The organism is Flavobacterium sp. PL11, from assembly GCF_035985025.1.
Taxonomy (GTDB): domain Bacteria; phylum Bacteroidota; class Bacteroidia; order Flavobacteriales; family Flavobacteriaceae; genus Flavobacterium.
The window spans coordinates 1-21,616 of the sequence record NZ_JAXCIA010000016.1; the positions used below are offsets into that span (position 1 = coordinate 1).

The following is a 21,616-nucleotide window of genomic DNA, read 5'->3' on the forward strand; positions in this document are numbered from 1 at the left end:
GCACAAAAAAAGCCAAACATTTCTGTTCGGCTTTTTGTCGGGGTGGCAGGATTCGAACCTGCGGCCTTCCCGCCATAGCGGGACGCTATAACCAATCATATTTATTAAAGTTTTACAGAAACGAAATGTCTTCTAAATATCTTTTTGCGCCTCTTTTTTTGATTTTACTCTCTAATTGTACAGCTTCAGATCGCGTATTAAATTGTATTTGATAAATTAGAATCCAAGGCTTGCCTGATTACTAGATAAACTTAAACCAGAATTATGTCGATACAATCTGTTTTCAAGATTGTCCGTTTGTCCTGTATACTATTTTAAGGAAGTTTTGCTAAAAAGAATGTAAACTGTATACATAAGCCTGGAATTATTGCACAAAAAAAGCCAAACATTTCTGTTCGGCTTTTTGTCGGGGTGGCAGGATTCGAACCTGCGGCCTTCCCGCCATAGCGGGACGCTATAACCAACCATATTAATTACAGTTTTACAGAAACCAAATGTCTTCTAAATACCTTTTTGCGCCTCTTTTTTTGATTTTACTCTCTAATTGTACAGCTTCAGATCGCGTATTAAATTGTATTTGAAAATTAGAGTCCAAGGCTTGCCTAATTTACTAGATAAACTTAAACCAGAATTATGTCGATACAATCTGTTTTCAAGATTGTCCGTTTGTCCTGTATACTATTTTAAGTAAGTTTTGCTAAAAAGAATGTAAACTGTATACATAAGCCTGGAATTATTGCACAAAAAAAGCCAAACATTTCTGTTCGGCTTTTTGTCGGGGTGGCAGGATTCGAACCTGCGGCCTTCCCGCCATAGCGGGACGCTATAACCAACCATATTAATTACAGTTTTACAGAAACCAAATGTCTTCTAAATACCTTTTTGCGCCTCTTTTTTTGATTTTACTCTCTAATTGTACAGCTTCAGATCGCGTATTAAATTATATTTGATAAATTAGAGTCCAAGGCTTGCCTGATTACTAGATAAACTTAAACCAGAATTATGTCGATACAATCTGTTTTCAAGATTGTCCGTTTGTCCGGTATACTATTTTAAGGAAGTTTTGCTAAAAAGAATGTAAACTGTATACATAAGCCTGGAATTATTGCACAAAAAAAGCCAAACATTTCTGTTCGGCTTTTTGTCGGGGTGGCAGGATTCGAACCTGCGGCCTCCTGCTCCCAAAGCAGGCGCGATAACCGAGCTACGCTACACCCCGAAAGCGAGTGCAAAGATATAATTATTTTTTACTTTTACAAACTGTTTTAATAATATAAAGTCAAATGCATATTTGATTCAGCTTTACTTTCTGTATGTTTCAAGTGTTATACATCATCATAAACAATGGCCAAAACCATTTTACAAATTTTAATAACGCTTAATAACCTTACAATTAACTTAACTTCTAATAATCCTAAACATTAAAGATATAAATCATCAAACTGCATTCCCCCAAGCATTGACGAATGTTAACAAAATAGATTTTCAATAACCATAAATAATTGTATTTTTACCGTTCAAAATTAGAGAAAATAAATGGGCAAAATCATTGCGATTGCTAATCAAAAAGGAGGCGTTGGAAAGACAACTACATCAGTTAATCTTGCTGCTTCATTAGGAGTTTTAGAAAAAAAAGTTTTACTTATAGATGCTGATCCTCAGGCAAATGCCAGTTCAGGATTAGGTATTGATGTTGAATCTGTTGAAATTGGAACATACCAAATATTAGAGCATAGCCATACTCCTAGAGAAGCTATTGTATCTTGTTCTGCTCCTAACGTAGATATTATTCCGGCTCATATTGACCTTGTTGCTATAGAAATAGAATTAGTAGATAAGGAAAACCGCGAATACATGTTTAAAAAAGCTTTAGAAAGTGTTAAAGATGATTACGATTTTATTATCATAGATTGTGCACCATCATTAGGATTGCTAACGCTAAATGCATTGACTGCGGCTGATTCTGTAATTATTCCTATTCAATGCGAGTATTTTGCATTAGAGGGTTTAGGCAAACTGCTAAACACCATTAAGAGTATTCAAAAAATTCATAATCCAGATCTAGATATTGAAGGTTTACTATTAACTATGTTTGACTCTAGATTGCGATTATCCAATCAAGTGGTGGAAGAGGTTCAAAAACATTTTAATGATATGGTTTTTGATACGATCATTCAACGAAATGTAAAATTAAGTGAAGCACCAAGTTTTGGCGAAAGCATAATAAACTATGATGCAACAAGTAAAGGAGCAATAAATTATTTACATTTAGCTCAAGAGATTATAAAGAAAAATAGCAAATAATTCATGGCACAAGCAATAAAAAAACAAGCTTTAGGAAGAGGATTATCGGCATTGTTGAAAGATCCAGAAAACGATATCAAATCTGTTAATGATAAAAATGCTGATAAAGTAGTAGGAAATATTATTGAGCTTGACATTACAGCTATAGAAATCAATCCGTTTCAGCCCAGAAGTAACTTTAATGAAGAATCACTAAGAGAACTGGCTACTTCTATTAAAGAGTTAGGAGTGATCCAACCAATAACTGTTCGAAAATTAGAGTTTAATAAATACCAATTAATCTCTGGTGAGCGCCGTCTTCGTGCTTCCACATTAGTTGGATTAACTACGGTTCCGGCTTATATTAGAATTGCAAATGACAATGAATCGCTTGTCATGGCGCTTGTTGAAAACATTCAACGTCATGATTTAGATCCTATAGAAATTGCGCTTTCCTACCAAAGATTGATTGATGAAATTCAACTGACTCAAGAACAGATGAGTGATCGCGTTGGAAAAAAACGTTCTACAATTGCTAATTATTTACGCCTTTTAAAACTAGATCCTATTATCCAAACAGGTATTCGCGATGGTTTTATTAGTATGGGTCACGGTCGCGCTATTATAAATATTGAAGACCAGGATATTCAAACTGATATCTATCAAAAAATTGTTAGTCAAAATTTATCCGTTCGTGACACTGAAGCTTTGGTGAAAAATTATCAAGAAAGTTTAAAACCAAAACAGGCTGGAAAACCAAAAGCAGCTTCATTTGAAATTGCCAATGAGCAAAAAAATGCTTTTACCAATTATTTTGGAACAAAAGTCGATGTTAAAGTAGCAGGAAATGGAAAGGGAAAAATCACGATCCCGTTTCATTCTGAGGAGGATTTCAGCAGAATTATAAAATTAATAGATAAATAGTGAATAAATTCTTTTTCACAATATTTTTATTTGTAACCATAGGAACTACAACTGTTTTAGCCCAACTAATAACAGATTCAGTTATTGTGGCTAAAGACACTTTAAAATCAAACGATATTGATCCTTTGACTCCTGCAAAAGCGGCTTTTTACTCCGCTGTTTTACCTGGTTTGGGACAAGCTTACAATAAGAAATATTGGAAAATACCTCTGGTTTACGGAGCTTTAGGAACTAGTCTTTATTTTTATATCAGTAATAATAGAAATTATCATAAATATCGAGATGCTTACAAAAATAGGTTGGAAGGATATATTACAGATGATTTAGCCTTTTTAGATAATAATCGCTTAATTGCTGGACAAAAATTCTACCAGCGCAATCGCGATTTATCGGCTCTCGTTACCTTAGCGTTTTATGCGTTAAACATTATTGATGCCAATGTAGATGCGGCCTTAATTCAATTTAATGTTGATGAAAATATATCAGTGAGACCTGTTATTTATCCCAATGATGTAACGTTTAAAACTAATGTTGGACTAACTATTAATTATAATTTTTGATTGTTATAGCATGTCCGAGAATAATAACTAGAATAACACTGAACATGTCATAGTTAGAAGTAATAGGAAATAAATAGTTTACTAGTATTTTTATACTGCTCTTGATTTAAAATATAATTAGCTATTCTGATATTGCACCTGTTAATTCGATCAGAATGAATGATTTGTTTTCAGGATTTTTTAGAGAATTTTTACGATACAGGTTTTTATAGGAATAGTTTACTATAGTAAAATAAAAAAAAATAATGAAAATTGCTTTATTAGGATACGGAAAAATGGGTCAAGTAATTGAGCGTATTGCGCTTGAAAGAGGACATGAAATTGTACTGAAAAAAGATGAAAACAATACTTTTGACGGTTTATCTAATGCTGATGTAGCTATTGATTTTAGTATTCCAGCTGCAGCTGTAGAGAATATCTCTAGTTGTCTTAATAATAACATACCAGTAATATCAGGCACTACGGGATGGTTAGAACATTATCAAGAAATGGTCGATTTATGTGGGGATAAAAAAGGCGCTTTTATCTCTAGTTCTAATTTTAGTTTAGGAGTAAACATATTTTTTGAAATCAATGACTATTTAGCTAAAATCATGTCAAAGTTTGATTCTTATGCTGTGATTATGGAAGAGATACATCATACTCAAAAACTAGATGCGCCAAGCGGAACAGCCATTTCACTAGCTAAAGGTGTGATCGAAAATAGTTCATATACTAATTGGACATTAGACGATCCTAATCAAAATGAAATTCATATTGAAGCGAAACGAATAGGGAATGTTCCAGGAACTCATACTGTATCTTATAACTCCTCTGTAGACGCAATAGAAATAAAGCATACAGCACATAATCGTGAAGGTTTTGCTCTTGGAGCACTAATAGCTGCTGAATGGATTGTGGGCAAAAAAGGTATCTTTACAATGAAAGATGTTTTAGAGTTTTAAAATGAGAACGTTTCATTGCATCATTGCAATATAAATTTTTAGTGTTAGTCTATTACACCATCAAATAGTAAATTAAACAGAAATAAAGCGGTCAAATTAGTTCATATTTAATTTGTACTTTATCCAATAAAAAATAAATATTATGTCAGCATATCAATGGTTTGTCTTTTTCTTGCTTATCCAAATTGTTCATTTTTTAGGGACTTGGAAACTATACCAAAGTGCAGGAAGAAAACGTTGGGAGGCAGCTATACCCGTTTATAATGCTATTGTATTGATGAAAATAATAAAGCGCCCTACATGGTGGACTGTCTTATTGTTTTTACCAATCATAAATTTAATTATGTTTCCAGTAATTTGGGTGGAGACTTTGAGAAGCTTTGGAAAAAGAACGGCTTTAGATACTTTTTTAGGAATTGTAACTCTGGGATTGTATATCTATTATGTCAATTATACCCAAAAATTAGTTTATGTTTCCGATAGAAGTTTAATTCCGCAAAATAAAACTGCAGATACCATTAGTTCATTGCTTTTTGCGGTGATTGTGGCAACATTAGTACATACCTATTTAATTCAGCCTTTTACGATACCAACATCTTCTTTAGAAAAATCATTATTGGTAGGTGACTTTCTTTTTGTAAGCAAAATGAATTACGGCGCTAGAGTCCCAATGACTACAATTGCATTACCAATGGTTCATGATTCAATTCCGTTGACGAAATCCAAATCGTACCTGATAAAACCACAGTTACCTTATATGAGATTGCCAGGAATTCAAAATATTGAAAGAGCGGATATTGTAGTTTTTAACTGGCCAATTGACACGGTATATAAGTTTTTTGATACATCAAAAAGACGCGCTTACAAACCAGTAGATAAAAAATCAAATTATGTTAAAAGGTGCGTGGGAGTTCCAGGTGACAATTTATCGATCAAAGATGGAGTCGTTTATATTGACGGTAAAGTTTTACAATTATCAGAGAGAGCAAAACCGCAATATTCGTATAAGATTGCATTTGATGGAACAACACCTGTAAATCTTGAATATTTATTCCAAGATTTGAGTATAACAGATCCAGCATTTTTCTTGAATGATACTAAAAGAGATACATTATTTTTAAGCGCATTGACTGACCTTGGCGCACAAAAATTTAAAAACACACCTGGTATTACCGCCGTTATAAAACAAATTGCTAAAGAAGCTGATAATAGTGTTTTTCCTCATATTAACAAATGGAATCGTGATAATTATGGACCTATATATATTCCAGAGCAAGGAAAAATAGTGCCACTGAATTTGGAGACATTACCTTTTTATAAGTCTATTATAACTGATTATGAAAATAATGATTTAAAAGTTACTGGATCTGAAATTAGAATCAATGGTGAGGTGGCAACGACTTATACTTTTGGTCAAAATTATTACTGGATGATGGGAGACAACCGTCACAATTCAGAAGACAGTCGCTACTGGGGATTTGTACCTGAAAATCACATTGTAGGAAAACCTGTTTTTATTTGGTTAAGTATTGATCCCAATGGAAAAGGAATTAATAAAGTACGCTGGGATAGAGTATTCACCACCGTTAGTGGCGAGGGTCAACCACAATCATACTTTAAATTATTCTTACTCGGATTAGTGCTATTCTTTGTTGGAGAATATTTTTGGAAAAAAAGAAAAGAGAAGAATGGATAACTATAAATATTTAAAGTTTAAGATTTAATTCAGTTTGAACATCTTAAACTTTAAATAATAATCAATTAAGCAATGAAAACTTTAATACATCCCTCCTACTTTCCTTCAATTAGTCATTTTGTGGCGCTCTCACAGACCGAGGAAGTTATATTTGAAATTGAAGATAATTTCCAAAAGCAAACCAATAGAAATCGTACTTATATTTATAGTCCAAATGGAATTCAGTTACTAAATATCCCGATAAAACATTCGAAAGACTCGCGTCAGAAAACAAAAGATATTAAAATCGAACCTGATTTCGACTGGCAAAAACAACATTTTAAATCACTTGAAGCTGCTTATAGAAGCTCTCCATTCTTTGAATTTTTTGAAGATGACCTTCGTCCTATTTTTGAAAAGAAACATCAGTTTTTAATTGATTTGAATTTCGAATCATTAGACATCGTTTTTAAATGCTTAAGAATGAAGATCGATTATAGTAAAACTACTGAATACTTGACTCCAGTAGATTGTAATAAAATAAAGGATTATAGAAATTTAATTGACGGTAAAAAAGATAGTTCTGAGTTCACAAAATACACTCAGGTTTTTGAGGAGAAATATGGATTTATCAATAATTTAAGTATTCTTGATTTACTTTTCAACGAAGGTAAATATGCTATAAATTATGTAAAAGAGCAAACCCTTATAATCAAGTAAGTATTTGTTAAAACGGAAAGAATCGTGCTCTCCGTACAACCGTAAAATTAGTTTGTTGTGTCTTCTGGTAATTTTATTGTGTTTAACTTTTTACATCACATACTAACCGTTGACTTAATTTAAAAAGCATAAAGTTCAAATTAGAGAAAAAATTATCCTTCTATCACTTTTATAAGGAAACAGATACGATTTTTAATCATAAGTCAAGCGCGCCATTATAGGAAAATGGTCTGAATTTACAAAGTCTGGGAAACTTTCAAAATTTTTTACTTGCATTCTTTCATCAGCAAAAATATAATCGATTCGAGCAGGATAATATCTAAATTTATAAGTGGCACCAAAACCAATTCCAGCCTCTTCAAAAGCATCTTTCATATTGCCTTTAATACTTCTATAAACATAGGAAAAGGCACTGTTATTCATGTCTCCACAAATTATAGTAGGATAAATAGACGTGATTTTATGCTCTCTAAAAATTTCTGCTTGTTGCTGCTGCTGTTTAAAAGCTTTGCTTATTCTGTTTAAAAGTTTTTGCGACTTTTGTTGATTAATAGCATCTATATTTTCATCAATTTCATTAACATCGGGTGATATTTTTATAGACTGTAAATGCATATTATAGACTCTAATAATATCTTTACCTTTTTTTATATCAGCATAAACAACATTATTATTGGATTTAGGAAATGTAATATTACCTTGATTGATAATAGGAAATTTGGAAAATATAGCTTGTCCTGATTTTATTTGGTTTCCAGTGGTAAATATATAACGATGTCTATACACTTTTAAATCAATTTTTGCCGATGGAGCATATTCTTGAATACATAGAATATCTGGATTTTTTTCGTTGATAAAATCGACAATATCTAATGGCACATCATTCCTGTCAATCCACTGGAATACATTCAACAAGCGCACATTGTAACTCATTATAGTAAAATCCTTCTCTTCCACTGTAAAGGCAGGTGTAGAAAATTTATAAAACTTATTTATAAAAGTTATTCCCAGTAATAAAACTAAACCAGATATAATTAATCTTTTTTTAAATTGAAGTGCCCAATAAACAAAAAAAAGTGCATTTAGCACAAAAAAAACAGGCATAAAAAGCGTTAATACTGATAATATAGGAAATGATTTTGGGGCTAAAAACGGTAAAGCATACGCAATAAAAGTCACGAGAATAAGAACAATATTTAGAAAAAACATTCCTTTATTAAACCATGACAAATTTTTCATTTTGATATTTTTTATTTTGGTCTAGAAGTTTGTATTTAAATCTACTTACCAACTTTAAACAAAAATTCTTTTTCCTCTTTAGTCAAACTATCATAACCAGATTGACTTATTTTATCTAAAATCTCATCAATTTGTTGTTGCGATTTATCCTTGGTGACAATTTTAGAAACACTTTTTTCTACTGGTTTGCTATAGTTTTTATGCACTTTTTTAAACGGTGTCGATTCTTTTTTGCGAAATAAATTAGCAAAAAAATCTATAACTGAAGAAACAATTTTGCTAGCATCCGTTCCATTTTGAAGCAATTTAATGAATATAAAGCCAAATAGAGCACCAGCAAGATGCGATATATGACCACCCATATTTTCAGATCTAATTTGCATCAAATCAATAATTAAAATTACAGCGGTTACATGCCATAACTTTACATTTCCAACGATCAACAACCTCAATTCCATCATAGGATTGTACGTTGTTGTCGCCACTAATATGGCCATTATTGCAGCAGAAGCGCCTACTAAAGGCGCGTCTATATTTAATATATAAAAGATTAAAATATAACTAAACCCAGCAAAAATAGCACTTAAAACATATAACCCTAATAATTGTTTGCCTGTAAAATAAGTCATAAATAACCGCCCTGCAAAATTAAGTACTAGCAAATTAAAAATAATATGCATAATTCCAGCATGAAAAAAAGAATAGGTTAACAATGACCACGGTTTCCACACTAGATTAGCTGGATTAGATGATAAGCTAACAAGCTTCATATAATCTATATTGATTCCTATCAACGATAAAAGCCCAAAAAACAACCAGGGAAGCACAAAGAGAGCCACGTTCCAAAAAATAAGTCTGGTAACAATTCCTCCAACCTTATATTGCAATTTTAAGTCGTTAACTACATTCATACTTTTTAAATTAAGATTGATATTAGTTCCAGCGATTATTATTGAACTGATTTTTTTTCCAATACCACATAATAATAAAACCAAATAAGGCACCACCAACGTGTGCAAAATGCGCGATTCCGCCTCCTCCAAAAATAGATTTTCCAGATATTCCTAAATACAAATCAACTAAAACGATTCCTGGTACAAAATATTTTGCTTTAATAGGAACAGGAATAAACATTAAAGCTAATTCAGCATTAGGAAACATAAAGGCAAATGCTACAATAGTTCCATAAATAGCACCTGATGCTCCCACCGCAGTTCCAGCATAAGCGCTCGTAAAATTATTAAAATCAGATACGGTAAGCACTTCTTGCCAACCTGTATTGATTTTCCCTTCACTTAAGATTTGTAAAATGTCTTGTTTTTGAAAACCATTTTCAATAAGCGTATTAATGCCATCTTGAAAATAGTAATAATTAACACCAGTGTGTAAAAGCGCTGCTCCTAAACCACATGAAACATAGAAAAATAGGAATTTTTTACTTCCCCAAACACTCTCTAAAGCAGATCCAAATGAATATAAAGCAAACATATTAAAAAAGATATGCATAAAACCGCCATGCATAAACATGTGTGTAACTATTTGCCAGTATTCAAATCCTGGGTTTTCAGGGAAATACAACGCAAGGTATTTATAGGCAACATCACCTAAAGCGAGAGTTCCAACAAAGAATAAAACATTTATAATTACTAGCTGTTTTACAGTTTCAGTAACGTTTCTCATATCGTAAATTTTTTATCTAAATCTTCCACACGCATGGTGATGAAAGTGGGTTTATGAAATGGGGACACATTGGGGTCTTTACATGCAAAGAGACCATTCACCAAATTTTCTTGTTCTTTTTCTGTCAGGTGTGATCCTGTTTTTACGGCTAAACTTTTAGCCATGGATTTCGCTATCGAATCATTTTGACTAAAACTACTTTCGGGAATTCCATCTTGCAAATCACTCAGTAACTGCTCTAAAACTATTGAAACTTCACTCTCGGTTACATTTACAGGAATTCCTGAAATTACAATATGATCTGTATTATTTTCCTCAAATACAAATCCAGTATTCATTAACGATAGTTGAATACCTGAAATAAGTTCCATTTCGTTAGTGGAGTAAAACAAATTCAACGGAAACAACAATTGCTGACTTGAGGCTTGATTCACCGTCATATTCATTAAAAACTGTTCATATAGAACCCGCTGATGTGCACGTTGCTGATCTACTATAACCATTCCTGACTTAATGGAGGAAATAATATATTTTTTATGAATTTGATACGTTTTATGAACTGAATTTTCTACTTCGTCATCCTGAAATAACGAGGATGTCATTTCTTCGTTTTCAAATGTTAAGTGTTGCGCTTCATTTGGAACTTGATCTAATCCAACATATAAGCTTTCCCAGTTAGCTGTTGATTCAGGTTTTTTATAAGATGCAAACTGTTTGCTTGGTGCACTTTCAGCAAACGGATTAAAACTTCCATCTACTTCTATTGTAGGTATATCCACGTTAAGATCTTTATAATGATATGGAGTATCTAAATCAGAATCTCGTTCAAAATCTAAAACAGGAGCAACATTAAATTGTCCTAAACCGTGTTTGATAGAAGCTCTTAAAATAGCATATAAAGCTTGCTCATCGTCAAACTTAATTTCTGTTTTAGTAGGATGGATATTGATATCAATTGTGTTAGGTGGCAAAGTTAGATTTAAAAAATAACTTGGCTGAGTACCTTCCTTTAAAATTCCTTCATAAGCAGCCATAACCGCATGATGCAAATAACCACTTTTAATAAATCGATCATTCACAAAGAAAAACTGCTCACCCCTACTTTTCTTAGCAAATTCAGGCTTACTAACAAACCCTTCAATGGTTACAATTTCTGTTTCTTCTTGCACTGGAATCAATTTCTCGTTAGATTTACCACCAAAAATAGCAACTATTCTGTGGCGTAAAGTTCCTGGAGATAAATTAAACATTTCACTTCCATTGTGATAAAAGGTAAAATGAATTTTTGGGTGGGCCAATGCAACGCGCTGAAATTCATCAACTACATGACGGTATTCCACAGTATCTGATTTCAAGAAATTGCGACGGGCAGGAATATTAAAAAATAGATTTTTTACAGCAAAAGAAGTTCCTTTTGGTAAAACGGCCACTTCTTGTGATACAAACTTACTACCTTCAATTATAATGTGATTTCCAAGCTCTTCTTGGTCTTGTTTCGTTTTCATCTCTACATGCGCAATTGCGGCAATGGATGCTAATGCTTCTCCGCGAAAACCTTTTGTATGTAAAGAAAATAAATCCTCTGCCTGCCGAATTTTAGAAGTCGCATGTCGCTCAAAACATAAACGGGCATCAGTAACACTCATTCCTAAACCATTATCAATGACTTGCACTAATGCTTTTCCTGCATCTTTTATAATCAATTTGATATCAGTTGCTCGCGCATCAACTGCATTTTCTAGTAATTCTTTGACCACCGAGGCGGGTCTTTGAACTACTTCACCAGCAGCAATCTGATTGGCAACATGATCTGGAAGTAATTGAATAATACTGGACATTAATAATAAGGGATTAAAATTTTTGAGTTATTGCATTTTTAAACTTAGCCCTGCAAATTTAATGAATTTCAATTGGCAATATTGCCTTCATAAGTCATAATTAAAACAAAAAACCTATACTATTAGAAACAGTATAGGTTTTTTGCTTTATAACCTTTGGACTATTTATTCCTTTAATTCGAGCGGTAAATTTTCTATTTGTAATGCTCCTGAAGTCAATAAATGTTGATTTTCAATTTGATGTGTAAATGAAGCCTGTTGACGGATATAAGCCATTTTTATAGCAGCAATAGCTGCTTCAGTACCTTTATTACCATGTACTCCCCCGCTTCTATCTATTGATTGTTGCATAGTATTATCCGTTAACACGCAAAAAATAACTGGAATATCAGTTTGTACATTCAAATCTTTTATTCCTTGAGTAACACCTTCACAAACAAAATCAAAATGTTTAGTTTGCCCTTGAATCACGCATCCTATGGCAATAACAGCATCAACATTTTGTGTTTGCAACATTTTTTTCGAACCATAAATAAGTTCAAAGCTTCCTGGAACATTCCATCGTACAATATGATGTGCAGGTACCTGGTTTTCTAATAATGCTTGGATTGCTCCCTTACAAAGTCCTTCAGTAATAGTTTCATTCCATTCTGAAACAACAATCCCAAACCGAAAAGCTTTCGCGCTTGGGATTGTATTTTTGTCGTACTCAGATAAATTTTTATTTACAGTAGCCATTAGTTTCTAGTTTTTAAATTCAGATTTATATTTAGCAATGTTAAAGATAACATTTTGAAATTAAAAAGCGACTCACTTGCATGTTCAATCTTAAATCCTTTTTGCTATTGAGCCAATCCTATTAGTACATCAATTGTAGCTGCCTCTGGTGAAGCATCGTAATTATCTTTAATATCCGTAAAATATTTTAAAGCATCCGTTTTATTTCCTAAAGTTAATGCAACTTTTCCAGCTTTTAATAAAAAACGAGGAGTAGTAAAATCATTTTTATTAGACTCAGCAGCTTTTACATAATTATCTAAAGCCTCTTTGGGTTGATTTTTTTCAGAATAAGCATCTCCTATTGCGCCTTTTGCTAAAGCATTTAACACAATATCATCTGAATTAAATTTATTTAGATAATCAATTGCTTCGGTATATTTTCCAGTGTTTAAATACGCAATTCCTGCGTAATAATTAGCTAAATTTCCAGCATCAGTTCCCGAGTATTCATCAGCTATTTTCAAAAATCCAAACTTACCTTCAGATCCGTTAAGAGACAATTTATATAATGAGTCGCTAGAAACACCATCTGTTGCTTTTTGAAAATTTTGTTGTGCAACAAACATTTCATTTGCTGCTTCCTCTTGTTGTGGTGCAGCGATAAAACGTTGATATCCTAAATAACCAATCGTAAAAATAGCAGCTGCAGCAACTAAACCAATAATGATTTTTTGATTTTTAGCTACCCAATCCTCCGCTACATTAGCTCCATGATCTAATGTTGAAAATACCTCAGCAGTTGCACTATCTTTCTCATCAATAACACTAGCTGTTAATGCGTCATCTTTTACTTCTTTTTCTTTTGGTGCTTTATATCCTCGTTTATTGTACGTTGCCATTTTTTTTAATTTAGTGAAGCGCAAAAATAAAATTTTTATTCAAATTCACGCATAAAATATGTCTTTATATTAAAAAAAGTTATAATTGAGATCTCTTTCCTCAAAATAGCAAAATAATAATTATCGAAAGCACATGAAATATATTTTTTCTCAAAATTTTTCGATAATTTGCACGCTCTTTTAAAAATCGATTTTAGAACATTAAAATTCTAAATATCAGTAATATTCAAAATGCATTTAAAAAATATTTCACTCTTCAACTATAAGAATTTTGCTGAGGCAAATTTCGAATTTGATAGCAAAATTAATTGTTTTGTAGGTAAAAATGGAATTGGTAAAACCAATGTTCTAGACGCTATATATCACTTGTCATACGGTAAAAGTTATTTTAATCCCTTAGCGGTGCAAAATATTAAACATGGTGAGGAATTTTTTGTGATTGATGGCAACTTTTATAAAAATGATAGAACAGAGGAAATTATATGCAGCATAAAAAAAGGACAAAAAAAAATATTAAAACGCAATGGCAAAGCGTATGATAAATTTTCTGATCATGTTGGATTTATTCCTTTGGTGATAATTTCGCCCGCTGATCGAGACTTAATTGTTGAAGGCAGTGAAACAAGACGCAAATTTCTTGATAATGTTATTTCGCAATTAAATCCCAATTATTTACAGCAATTAATACAATATCAAAAAGTTATTAGTCAGCGAAATGCGCTATTAAAATACTTTTCATTAAATCAGGTTTTCGATAATGATACTTTGTCTATATATAATGAGCAACTTACCGTATATGGACAATATATTTTTGAAAAGCGAAAAGAATTTATAGAACAATTTATTCCCATCTTTAACAAACATCATCAAGCAATAACAGGGTCTGAAGAAACCGTTCAATTAGTTTACGAAAGTAATTTATTTGAAAAAGATTTATCTCAGCTTTTGAATGAGAGTTTGACTAAAGACAGAGTTTTACAATATACTAGCGTAGGCATTCACAAAGATGATTTATCCTTTGAAATTGATAATTATGCAATAAAGAAATTTGGATCTCAAGGGCAACAAAAATCTTATTTGATTGCCTTAAAATTGGCGCAATTTGAATTCTTGAAAAAACAAAGCGGTGTAAAACCTATCTTATTATTTGATGATGTCTTTGATAAGTTAGATGAAAACAGGGTTGCCAAAATAATTGAAATGGTCAATAATGAAACTTTTGGTCAGCTTTTTATAACCGACACGCATCCCAAGCGTACAGAGATCATTCTAAAATCAACACATCAAAGTTATAAAATTTTTAATTTATAACTTTTATTTAATAAGCCAGAAGATTTCAAATCTGAAAAAAGACTTACTTTTACATAATTAATCATAAACAATTTTATCGTGAAATTTAATCCAAAAATACTCGCAATTATATCTTTTATAATTTTATCCTGTAATGGTCAAACTGCTAAAAACAGTGAAACTATTGATGCTAAAACTTTTTCAGAAAAGATAACAGCGACATCAAATCCTCAAATTTTAGATGTAAGAACTCCAGCTGAATTTTCATCTGATCATATCGATCAAGCAGTAAACTCTGACTGGTTAGGAAATACCTTTGTTGAAGGTACAAGCAAATTAGACAAAACTAAACCTGTTTTTGTTTACTGTAAAAGTGGCGGACGAAGTCAAAGTGCTATAGAAAAATTATCTGAACTTGGTTTTACAAATATCTATCAATTAAAAGGTGGGATTTTGAAATGGGACGCTGCAGGTTTATCAAAACCTAGCAATAAAGCAAGTGGCATGAGCATCCAAGAATATAACAAATTAATAGATTCTGACAAGAAAGTCCTCATTAATTTCTACGCAGAATGGTGTGCGCCTTGTAAAAAAATGGCTCCTTACATCAAAACAATGCAAACTGAATTTGCTGATAACGTAACAATTATTAGAGTTGATGCTGATAAAAACAAAACTTTAATGGATGAAATGAAAATCAGCGAACTTCCTACCTTATTACTATATGATAATAAAGAAGTTAAATGGAGACAATCTGGTTTTGTAAGTGAAGTCGATTTAAGAACACAAATACAATAGTTATTATGCTGTCTAAAGATACACTTCAATTTTTAGTTGATCTAAAAGCTAATAATAATCGAGATTGGTTTTTAGAAAACAAAAAGCGATATGAAGAATTTAAAAAAGATTATTTACAATCTGCAAGTGAATTACTTGATGCTTTAAAACCACTCGATCCCTCGCTGGAAATGCTCGAAGCAAAAAAATGTACTTTTAGAATTAATCGTGATATTCGATTTTCTAAAAATAAAACACCTTATAAAACACACTTAAGTTTTTGGTTTTCGTCAGGTGCTAAAGGTCAAAATCGTTCCGGATATTATATTCATCTTGAAAAAGGAGCGAGCTTTATTGCAGGTGGATTATATGTTCCAGAAGCAGAAGATTTAAAAAAAATACGAAAAGAAATAGCTTTCTTTTACGATGATCTACAAGAAATTCTTGATGAAAAAGATTTTACAAGAGAATTTGGCGATTTTGCTCGCGAGGAAAAAAATACGTTAAAAAATCCGCCACGAGGTTATGAAAAAGAACATCCAGCAATAGATTTCCTTAAATTAAAAAGCTTTGAATCTGTGCAGGAAATTGATATTTCAGCTGCGACAAAAAAAGATTTTGTTGCTGTTATGAGCCAAAAATTAATTGTGTTAAAACCTTTAAATGACTTTATCAATCGTGCATTAACTTCAGAGTAATTTAATCGAAATGAAAAAAAGGAAAATATTTTTTCTAGGAGAATCATTTCGACCCGATGCAATCACTTGGATGAACGGCTTAAAAGAATTTGGCAACTTTGAAGTATTCTCTTGGGAATTAAAAACACCGAATCACACAAAGATAAATCGTATTTTACGAACAATAGAATTTCTATTTGCTCTCATTAAAATAAAAAGAATCATTGCTAGAGAAAAACCAGATATGGTTATTGCAGAAAGAACAACTAGCTATGGTTTTCTTGCTGTCTTGTCAGGTGTAAAACCAGTGGCAATAGCACAACAAGGTCAAACTGATTTATGGCCAAAAGACTCATTTACTTTACCGTTAAAAAAAATAATACAGCATTATGCTTTCAAAAACGCAGATATAATTCATGCGTGGGGATTAGTGATGACCATTTCTATGAAAAAAGCTAACGTTGATATGAGTAAAGTTCTAGTTCTACCGAAGGGAATCAATCTCAATAACTTTACGAATCACAATATATCAGATACTAATAAAATTTGTGCCATCGTAACACGTTCTTTATCGCCTGAATACGGTCATAAAACTATTCTGAAAGCATTTCATATTTTACATCAACAAGGAGTTGATTTTAAACTTACCATCGTTGGTGATGGAACACAAATTTCTACTCTAAAGCAATTGGCAAAGGATCTTAGTATAGAGCATAAAGTGATTTTTACTGGTCGAGTTCTCAATTCAGAATTACCTCAATTACTTCAAGAATCAAATATATACATCAGTATGCCAATAACCGAGGGAGTTTCATCATCATTATTTGAGGCTATGGCGTGCAGTTGTTATCCTATAGTAACAGATATATCAGGAAATAGATGTTGGATCAAACATCAAGAAAATGGAAACTTAGTTCAAATCGATAATTTTAAAAGTCTTGCTGATGAAATAATGTGGTCTTTTACTAATAAAAATCATCGTAAACAAGCAGTTATTAACAATAGAGCATTTGTGGAAGCTAATGCTAACTATAAAACTAACATGAAAATTATCTCTGCTAAATACCATGAAATGATAGAAGCAAATCGTGCTTAATCCGTTTTTTACATGTAAAACGATATTTCTAAGATTTTATTTATAGAAGGTAGACTTGCTGAAAACTATTAAAAAGCGCACTATAATAATTATACTCTTTTCATTTTTAAATGAAAGAGTACACAACTACATTAAAATTATTACTTTTGATCGAGCTTAAAAAAAACGCATTTTCATGGAAATTCAACATCAATATTCTTTAAAAAATCATAATACTTTTGGCATTGAAGCTAAAGCAAAGCAGTTTATAGCTGTTCAATCTGTTGAAGAATTACAATTAATTTTACAACAAAATAGAGCTCAAAATATATTTATTTTAGGTGGAGGAAGCAATATGCTTTTGACAAGAGACATCGATGCATTAGTAATTCATATTGATTTAAAAGGCAAAAAGGTAATAGCTGAAGATGAAAATTTTGTTTGGGTAGAGAGTCAAGCTGGCGAAAACTGGCATGACTTTGTACTCTATACCATTGAAAATAATTATGGTGGATTAGAAAATATGTCACTAATTCCTGGAAATGTGGGAACAACTCCTGTTCAAAATATAGGTGCTTACGGAACTGAAATAAAGGACACTTTTGTTTCTTGCCAAGCGGTAGCAATAAAAAATCAAGAACTTAAAACGTTTACTAAAGAGGAATGTAATTTTGGGTATCGAGAAAGTATTTTTAAAAATGAGGTAAAAGATCATTATATAATTACGTCGGTAGTGTATAAACTAACTAAAAAAGAACATAAAATCAATGTTTCTTATGGAGATATTATAAATGAATTAACTAAAAACAATATTAGCAGTCCCACACTAAAAGAAATAAGTAATGCTGTTATTGCCATAAGAAAAAGTAAATTACCAGATCCAAAAGAACTAGGAAACAGCGGTAGTTTTTTTAAAAATCCCATCTTGAAAAAAACTGATTTTATAAAAATTCAGCAACAATTTCCAGAGATGAAGTTTTATGATATATCTGAAACCGAAGTTAAAGTTCCAGCTGGTTGGCTTATTGAACAAGCAGGTTTTAAAGGAAAACGATTTGGCGATGCTGGAATACATAAAAACCAAGCTTTAGTTTTAGTAAACTATGGCAATGCAACTGGTCAGGAAATTTTAGAGGTGTCAAAGAATATTCAAGAGACTATTTATAAAAAGTTTGGTATTTACATTGAAGCAGAGGTAAATGTGATCTAACATTCAACGATATAATTGATAAAAACTTTAGATTTAAAATAGATATTATCCTACTTCAAAATGCTCTTCAAATTGATAATAGTTTAATTTATAATTCCTCCTTGAATTTTATACCTTTGCACTTTATTAAAAATTGAGAACCACCTGAAAATAGAACTCCGATGCTTATCATTATTCTTTACTTTTTTGTTGCTATTGTTGCGGTTCAAATTTTATTTTATTTAATTGTTTTTAGCAAGTTTGCCTTTGCCAAAGCACAATCGATCACTCCAAAGAAAGTTTCTGTTTCTGTAATAGTTTGTGCTAAAAATGAAGCAGAAAATGTTGCTAATTTTATTCCTTTACTACTAGAACAAGATTATCCTGATTTTGAAATCATATTAATTGACGATGCTTCTAGCGATAATACATTAGAAATATTTGAAACTTATGAAAAGCAATACTCCAACATTCGTTTAGTAAAAGTTAAAAATAATGAAGCTTTTTGGGGCAATAAAAAATATGCTTTGACATTAGGAATAAAAACAGCAAAAAAAGAATATTTATTATTCACTGATGCTGATTGTTATCCTACTTCTAAAGATTGGATTACAGCGATGAGTTCACAATTTACGATGCAGAAAACGATAGTTTTAGGATATGGGAAATATGAAAAAATTGCTAATTCTTTTTTAAATAAAATAATACGATTTGAGACCTTATTGACTGCAATTCAATATTTTTCATGGGCTAAAGCTGGACATCCATACATGGGCGTTGGACGAAATTTAGCTTATAAAAAAGAAGAGTTTTTTAATGTAAATGGATTTATTTCTCATATACAAGTACGCTCAGGTGATGATGATTTGTTTATTAATGAAGCTGCAAATGCCAAAAATACAACGATTGCTTATCTGCCTGAGAGTTTTACACTCTCTAAACCAAAAATTACTTATAAAGATTGGATCATACAAAAGAGAAGACATTTTGCTACTGCTACATATTATAAAACGTTTGATAAAGTTCAACTTGGGATTTTTTATTTTTCACAATTGCTGTTTTTGCTAGTTCCAATTGTTTTATTAGCATTCCAGTATGAATGGATTCTTGTAGTCAGTTTAATAGGAATACGATATTTAATAACTTGGCTCATTATAGGATTTTCAGCAGCAAAACTTAAAGAGAAAGATGTTGTCTATTTTTATCCAATAATTGAATTTATACTCATTTTTACACAATTAAATGTTTTTTTTAAAAATATAATTTCAAAACCGGTCCAGTGGAGATAAAAAATCAAATAGAGAAGGCGAAAAAAGGTGATCAAACGGCCTTCACTTTTCTATTAAATCAATACTGGAATGAAGTCTACGGTTTCATGCTACTCCGAACCCAAAATGAAACTAATGCAGAAGATATTACTATTGAAACTTTCTCAAAAGCATTTGATAAAATAGCTACCTACAATCCCGAATTTCAGTTTAATACTTGGCTAATCGCTATTGCTAAAAATGTACATATTGATTTGTTGCGTAAAAATAAATCTAGTTTATTTATCGATATTACCAACGAAGAAAATCAACAAGCATATAACATTGCAGACACTACTCCTTCTGCAGAAGATGAATTAATTACTGAACAAAACCTGTCCCGCTTATTACAATTTATCAAAGAATTAAAACCACATTATCAAGAGGTCATTCAATTGCGTTATTTTCAAGAGCTAAGTTATCAAGAAATAGCAACGAAAATTGGTGAGCCATTAAGCAATGTCAAAGTTAAACTACTTCGCGCTAAAAAACTTCTGGCCGAAATTATTCGTAATAAAAGGTAATTTATATATAGATTTATCTAATAACTAAATTTCACATTTCAAAGATTCTAATTAATGTACTATTATACGTTATAGCTATTCTGTGATTTAGAGTTAATAAGAGAAAACTACTCTTGTGATAAAAATACATAAGTATTATAAAATATCTTATATTTAACTTACATAATTATAAAAATAATTAAAATTTTGATAACAAAAATCTTAATTATACGTTAGAATTTAATAAAAAGTTTACTTATGATAATAATAATAATACTTAACCATTAAAACCACTTATTATGTCTAAATTAAGTATTTACGAAACCGGCTGGATTGATCTTGTTTTTGAAAATAGGAATAAAGAATATGGTGCCTATAAATTGCGTCAAGATAGCGCTAAAACTTCTTTGATTGCACTTATTTCTGGTGTTATGCTTTTGTGTTTACTAATGACAATTCCTAAAGTAATACATTATTTTAGTCCTGACACAGCAGTTGCCACATCAGCACCTGAAATAATTGATCACATTGTGCAACTGTCTAAAATTAAACCTAATGTGCCTAAGCCTATTGAAGCACTTCCAGCTGTAAAAAGCATAGCCACTACTGAAATTGTAAAAATGGTTCAATTGCGCAAACCTCAGATCGTCCAAGCCGCTTTAGCCACTCCTGATATTGCAAAAAACATTAAAGATAAAACAATTGTTTCTCCAGACACAGATGGCTCAGGAATTATTAGCTTAAATTCATCTTTTTCAGAGAGTAATGGATCAGCGGGTAATGCAAATCCTGCAATAGATAATGGAAATGCCATTGTTAATACTGTTTCTTTAGACAAGCTACCTGAATATCCTGGTGGCATTAATAAATTTTATTTGTATGTTGGTAATAATTTCGAAAAACCAGAGATAGAAAGTGTAGAAACGATCCGTATTTTCATTTCTTTCGTTATCGAAAAAGACGGTAAAATGTCGGATATTAAAGTGTTAAAAGATTCAGGCTATGGTTTGGGAAAAGAAGCAGTACGCGTGTTGAAATCCTTACGCACTAAATGGACTCCAGGAATGTTAGGTGGTCTGCCAATTCGCACAGCCTACAACTTACCTATTTCAGTACAAATGCAATAATAATTTTCTTATAAAGTTTTAGAGCAGCATCATAAGGTGCTGTTTTTTTTATTTTAACCTCTTTAAACATTATTGAATTTTGATTAGTAAAAATTAAGAACAACCTCTTTTGAATCCAGAGATTAGAAGCTATAGGACTCTTTACTTTTAAACATAATGATAACTAAAAAATAAATTAACCATGTTGTT

The 21,616-nt window shown here is 31.5% G+C and carries 21 protein-coding genes and 1 tRNA gene; 14 read left to right on the forward strand and 8 right to left on the reverse strand.

What is annotated here, in order from left to right; genetic code table 11:
• Window positions 1–540 precede the first annotated feature (540 nt).
• Both RCH18_RS16145 and RCH18_RS09845 read right to left on the reverse strand, forming a co-directional pair.
• Window positions 541–645: a hypothetical protein gene (locus tag RCH18_RS16145; RefSeq protein ID WP_442788154.1), complete on the reverse strand. Its 105-nt coding sequence runs from the start codon at window positions 643–645 to the stop codon at window positions 541–543.
• Window positions 646–1,144: 499 nt separating this feature from the next.
• Window positions 1,145–1,219: transfer RNA gene (locus RCH18_RS09845), tRNA-Pro, on the reverse strand.
• A gap of 317 nt (window positions 1,220–1,536) precedes the next feature.
• Here RCH18_RS09845 and RCH18_RS09850 point away from each other — a divergent pair.
• The 6 genes from RCH18_RS09850 (at window position 1,537) to RCH18_RS09875 (ending at window position 7,106) form a co-directional block, all read left to right on the forward strand.
• Window positions 1,537–2,304 (forward strand): ParA family protein, encoded by a 768-nt coding sequence (locus RCH18_RS09850; protein ID WP_326936584.1) that lies wholly within the window; start codon window positions 1,537–1,539, stop codon window positions 2,302–2,304.
• A 3-nt stretch (window positions 2,305–2,307) separates the two neighbouring features.
• Window positions 2,308–3,207: a ParB/RepB/Spo0J family partition protein gene (locus RCH18_RS09855; RefSeq protein ID WP_326936585.1), complete on the forward strand. Its 900-nt coding sequence runs from the start codon at window positions 2,308–2,310 to the stop codon at window positions 3,205–3,207.
• Window positions 3,207–3,767, forward strand: a complete 561-nt coding sequence (locus RCH18_RS09860; protein ID WP_326936586.1) for a DUF5683 domain-containing protein — start codon at window positions 3,207–3,209, stop codon at window positions 3,765–3,767. Before RCH18_RS09855 ends, RCH18_RS09860 begins: the two co-directional genes overlap by 1 nt.
• 245 nt (window positions 3,768–4,012) lie before the next feature.
• Window positions 4,013–4,711, forward strand: a complete 699-nt coding sequence (gene dapB / locus RCH18_RS09865; protein WP_326936587.1) for a 4-hydroxy-tetrahydrodipicolinate reductase — start codon at window positions 4,013–4,015, stop codon at window positions 4,709–4,711.
• 142 nt (window positions 4,712–4,853) lie between these two features.
• Complete coding sequence (gene lepB, locus RCH18_RS09870; RefSeq protein WP_326936588.1) at window positions 4,854–6,407, forward strand: signal peptidase I; 1,554 nt, start codon at window positions 4,854–4,856, stop codon at window positions 6,405–6,407.
• Between the two features lie 72 nt (window positions 6,408–6,479).
• The gene (locus tag RCH18_RS09875) at window positions 6,480–7,106 is read left to right on the forward strand and encodes a WbqC family protein (protein ID WP_326936589.1); all 627 of its coding nucleotides are present in this window, start codon (window positions 6,480–6,482) and stop codon (window positions 7,104–7,106) included.
• A gap of 192 nt (window positions 7,107–7,298) precedes the next feature.
• On the opposite strand, the gene RCH18_RS09880 is transcribed toward RCH18_RS09875, so the two are convergent.
• The 6 genes from RCH18_RS09880 to RCH18_RS09905 all read right to left on the reverse strand — a co-directional run bounded on the left by RCH18_RS09880 (window position 7,299) and on the right by RCH18_RS09905 (window position 13,482).
• Window positions 7,299–8,345 (reverse strand): endonuclease/exonuclease/phosphatase family protein, encoded by a 1,047-nt coding sequence (locus tag RCH18_RS09880; protein WP_326936590.1) that lies wholly within the window; start codon window positions 8,343–8,345, stop codon window positions 7,299–7,301.
• Window positions 8,346–8,386: 41 nt separating this feature from the next.
• Window positions 8,387–9,256, reverse strand: coding sequence for a rhomboid family intramembrane serine protease (locus tag RCH18_RS09885; protein WP_326936591.1), 870 nt, complete (start codon window positions 9,254–9,256; stop codon window positions 8,387–8,389).
• Between the two features lie 22 nt (window positions 9,257–9,278).
• Window positions 9,279–10,025, reverse strand: coding sequence for a rhomboid family intramembrane serine protease (locus tag RCH18_RS09890; protein WP_326936592.1), 747 nt, complete (start codon window positions 10,023–10,025; stop codon window positions 9,279–9,281).
• On the reverse strand, window positions 10,022–11,863 hold the full coding sequence (gene mutL, locus RCH18_RS09895) for a DNA mismatch repair endonuclease MutL (protein ID WP_326936593.1): 1,842 nt from the start codon (window positions 11,861–11,863) through the stop codon (window positions 10,022–10,024). Before mutL ends, RCH18_RS09890 begins: the two co-directional genes overlap by 4 nt.
• A 165-nt stretch (window positions 11,864–12,028) precedes the next feature.
• A complete protein-coding gene (ribH, locus tag RCH18_RS09900; protein WP_326936594.1) occupies window positions 12,029–12,601 on the reverse strand; it encodes a 6,7-dimethyl-8-ribityllumazine synthase in 573 nt (190 codons plus the stop codon).
• Window positions 12,602–12,705: 104 nt separating this feature from the next.
• Window positions 12,706–13,482, reverse strand: coding sequence for a tetratricopeptide repeat protein (locus RCH18_RS09905; protein ID WP_326936595.1), 777 nt, complete (start codon window positions 13,480–13,482; stop codon window positions 12,706–12,708).
• Window positions 13,483–13,713: 231 nt separating this feature from the next.
• Here RCH18_RS09905 and recF point away from each other — a divergent pair, with 231 nt between their 5' ends.
• The 8 genes from recF to RCH18_RS09945 all read left to right on the forward strand — a co-directional run bounded on the left by recF (window position 13,714) and on the right by RCH18_RS09945 (window position 21,427).
• Window positions 13,714–14,793, forward strand: coding sequence for a DNA replication/repair protein RecF (gene recF, locus RCH18_RS09910; protein WP_326936596.1), 1,080 nt, complete (start codon window positions 13,714–13,716; stop codon window positions 14,791–14,793).
• Window positions 14,794–14,871: 78 nt separating this feature from the next.
• Window positions 14,872–15,570: a thioredoxin domain-containing protein gene (locus RCH18_RS09915; protein ID WP_326936597.1), complete on the forward strand. Its 699-nt coding sequence runs from the start codon at window positions 14,872–14,874 to the stop codon at window positions 15,568–15,570.
• A gap of 5 nt (window positions 15,571–15,575) precedes the next feature.
• Window positions 15,576–16,247 (forward strand): DUF2461 domain-containing protein, encoded by a 672-nt coding sequence (locus tag RCH18_RS09920; RefSeq protein ID WP_326936598.1) that lies wholly within the window; start codon window positions 15,576–15,578, stop codon window positions 16,245–16,247.
• Window positions 16,248–16,257: 10 nt separating this feature from the next.
• Window positions 16,258–17,322 carry a glycosyltransferase gene (locus RCH18_RS09925; protein ID WP_326936599.1) on the forward strand — a complete coding sequence of 355 codons (1,065 nt, stop codon included), beginning with the start codon at window positions 16,258–16,260 and terminating at the stop codon, window positions 17,320–17,322.
• Window positions 17,323–17,497: 175 nt separating this feature from the next.
• Window positions 17,498–18,511, forward strand: a complete 1,014-nt coding sequence (gene murB, locus RCH18_RS09930) for a UDP-N-acetylmuramate dehydrogenase (protein WP_326936600.1) — start codon at window positions 17,498–17,500, stop codon at window positions 18,509–18,511.
• Window positions 18,512–18,672: 161 nt separating this feature from the next.
• Window positions 18,673–19,779 (forward strand): glycosyltransferase, encoded by a 1,107-nt coding sequence (locus RCH18_RS09935; protein ID WP_326936601.1) that lies wholly within the window; start codon window positions 18,673–18,675, stop codon window positions 19,777–19,779.
• Window positions 19,770–20,321, forward strand: a complete 552-nt coding sequence (locus tag RCH18_RS09940) for an RNA polymerase sigma factor (RefSeq protein WP_326936602.1) — start codon at window positions 19,770–19,772, stop codon at window positions 20,319–20,321. Before RCH18_RS09935 ends, RCH18_RS09940 begins: the two co-directional genes overlap by 10 nt.
• A 278-nt stretch (window positions 20,322–20,599) precedes the next feature.
• The gene (locus RCH18_RS09945) at window positions 20,600–21,427 is read left to right on the forward strand and encodes an energy transducer TonB (protein ID WP_326936603.1); all 828 of its coding nucleotides are present in this window, start codon (window positions 20,600–20,602) and stop codon (window positions 21,425–21,427) included.
• Window positions 21,428–21,616 lie beyond the last annotated feature (189 nt).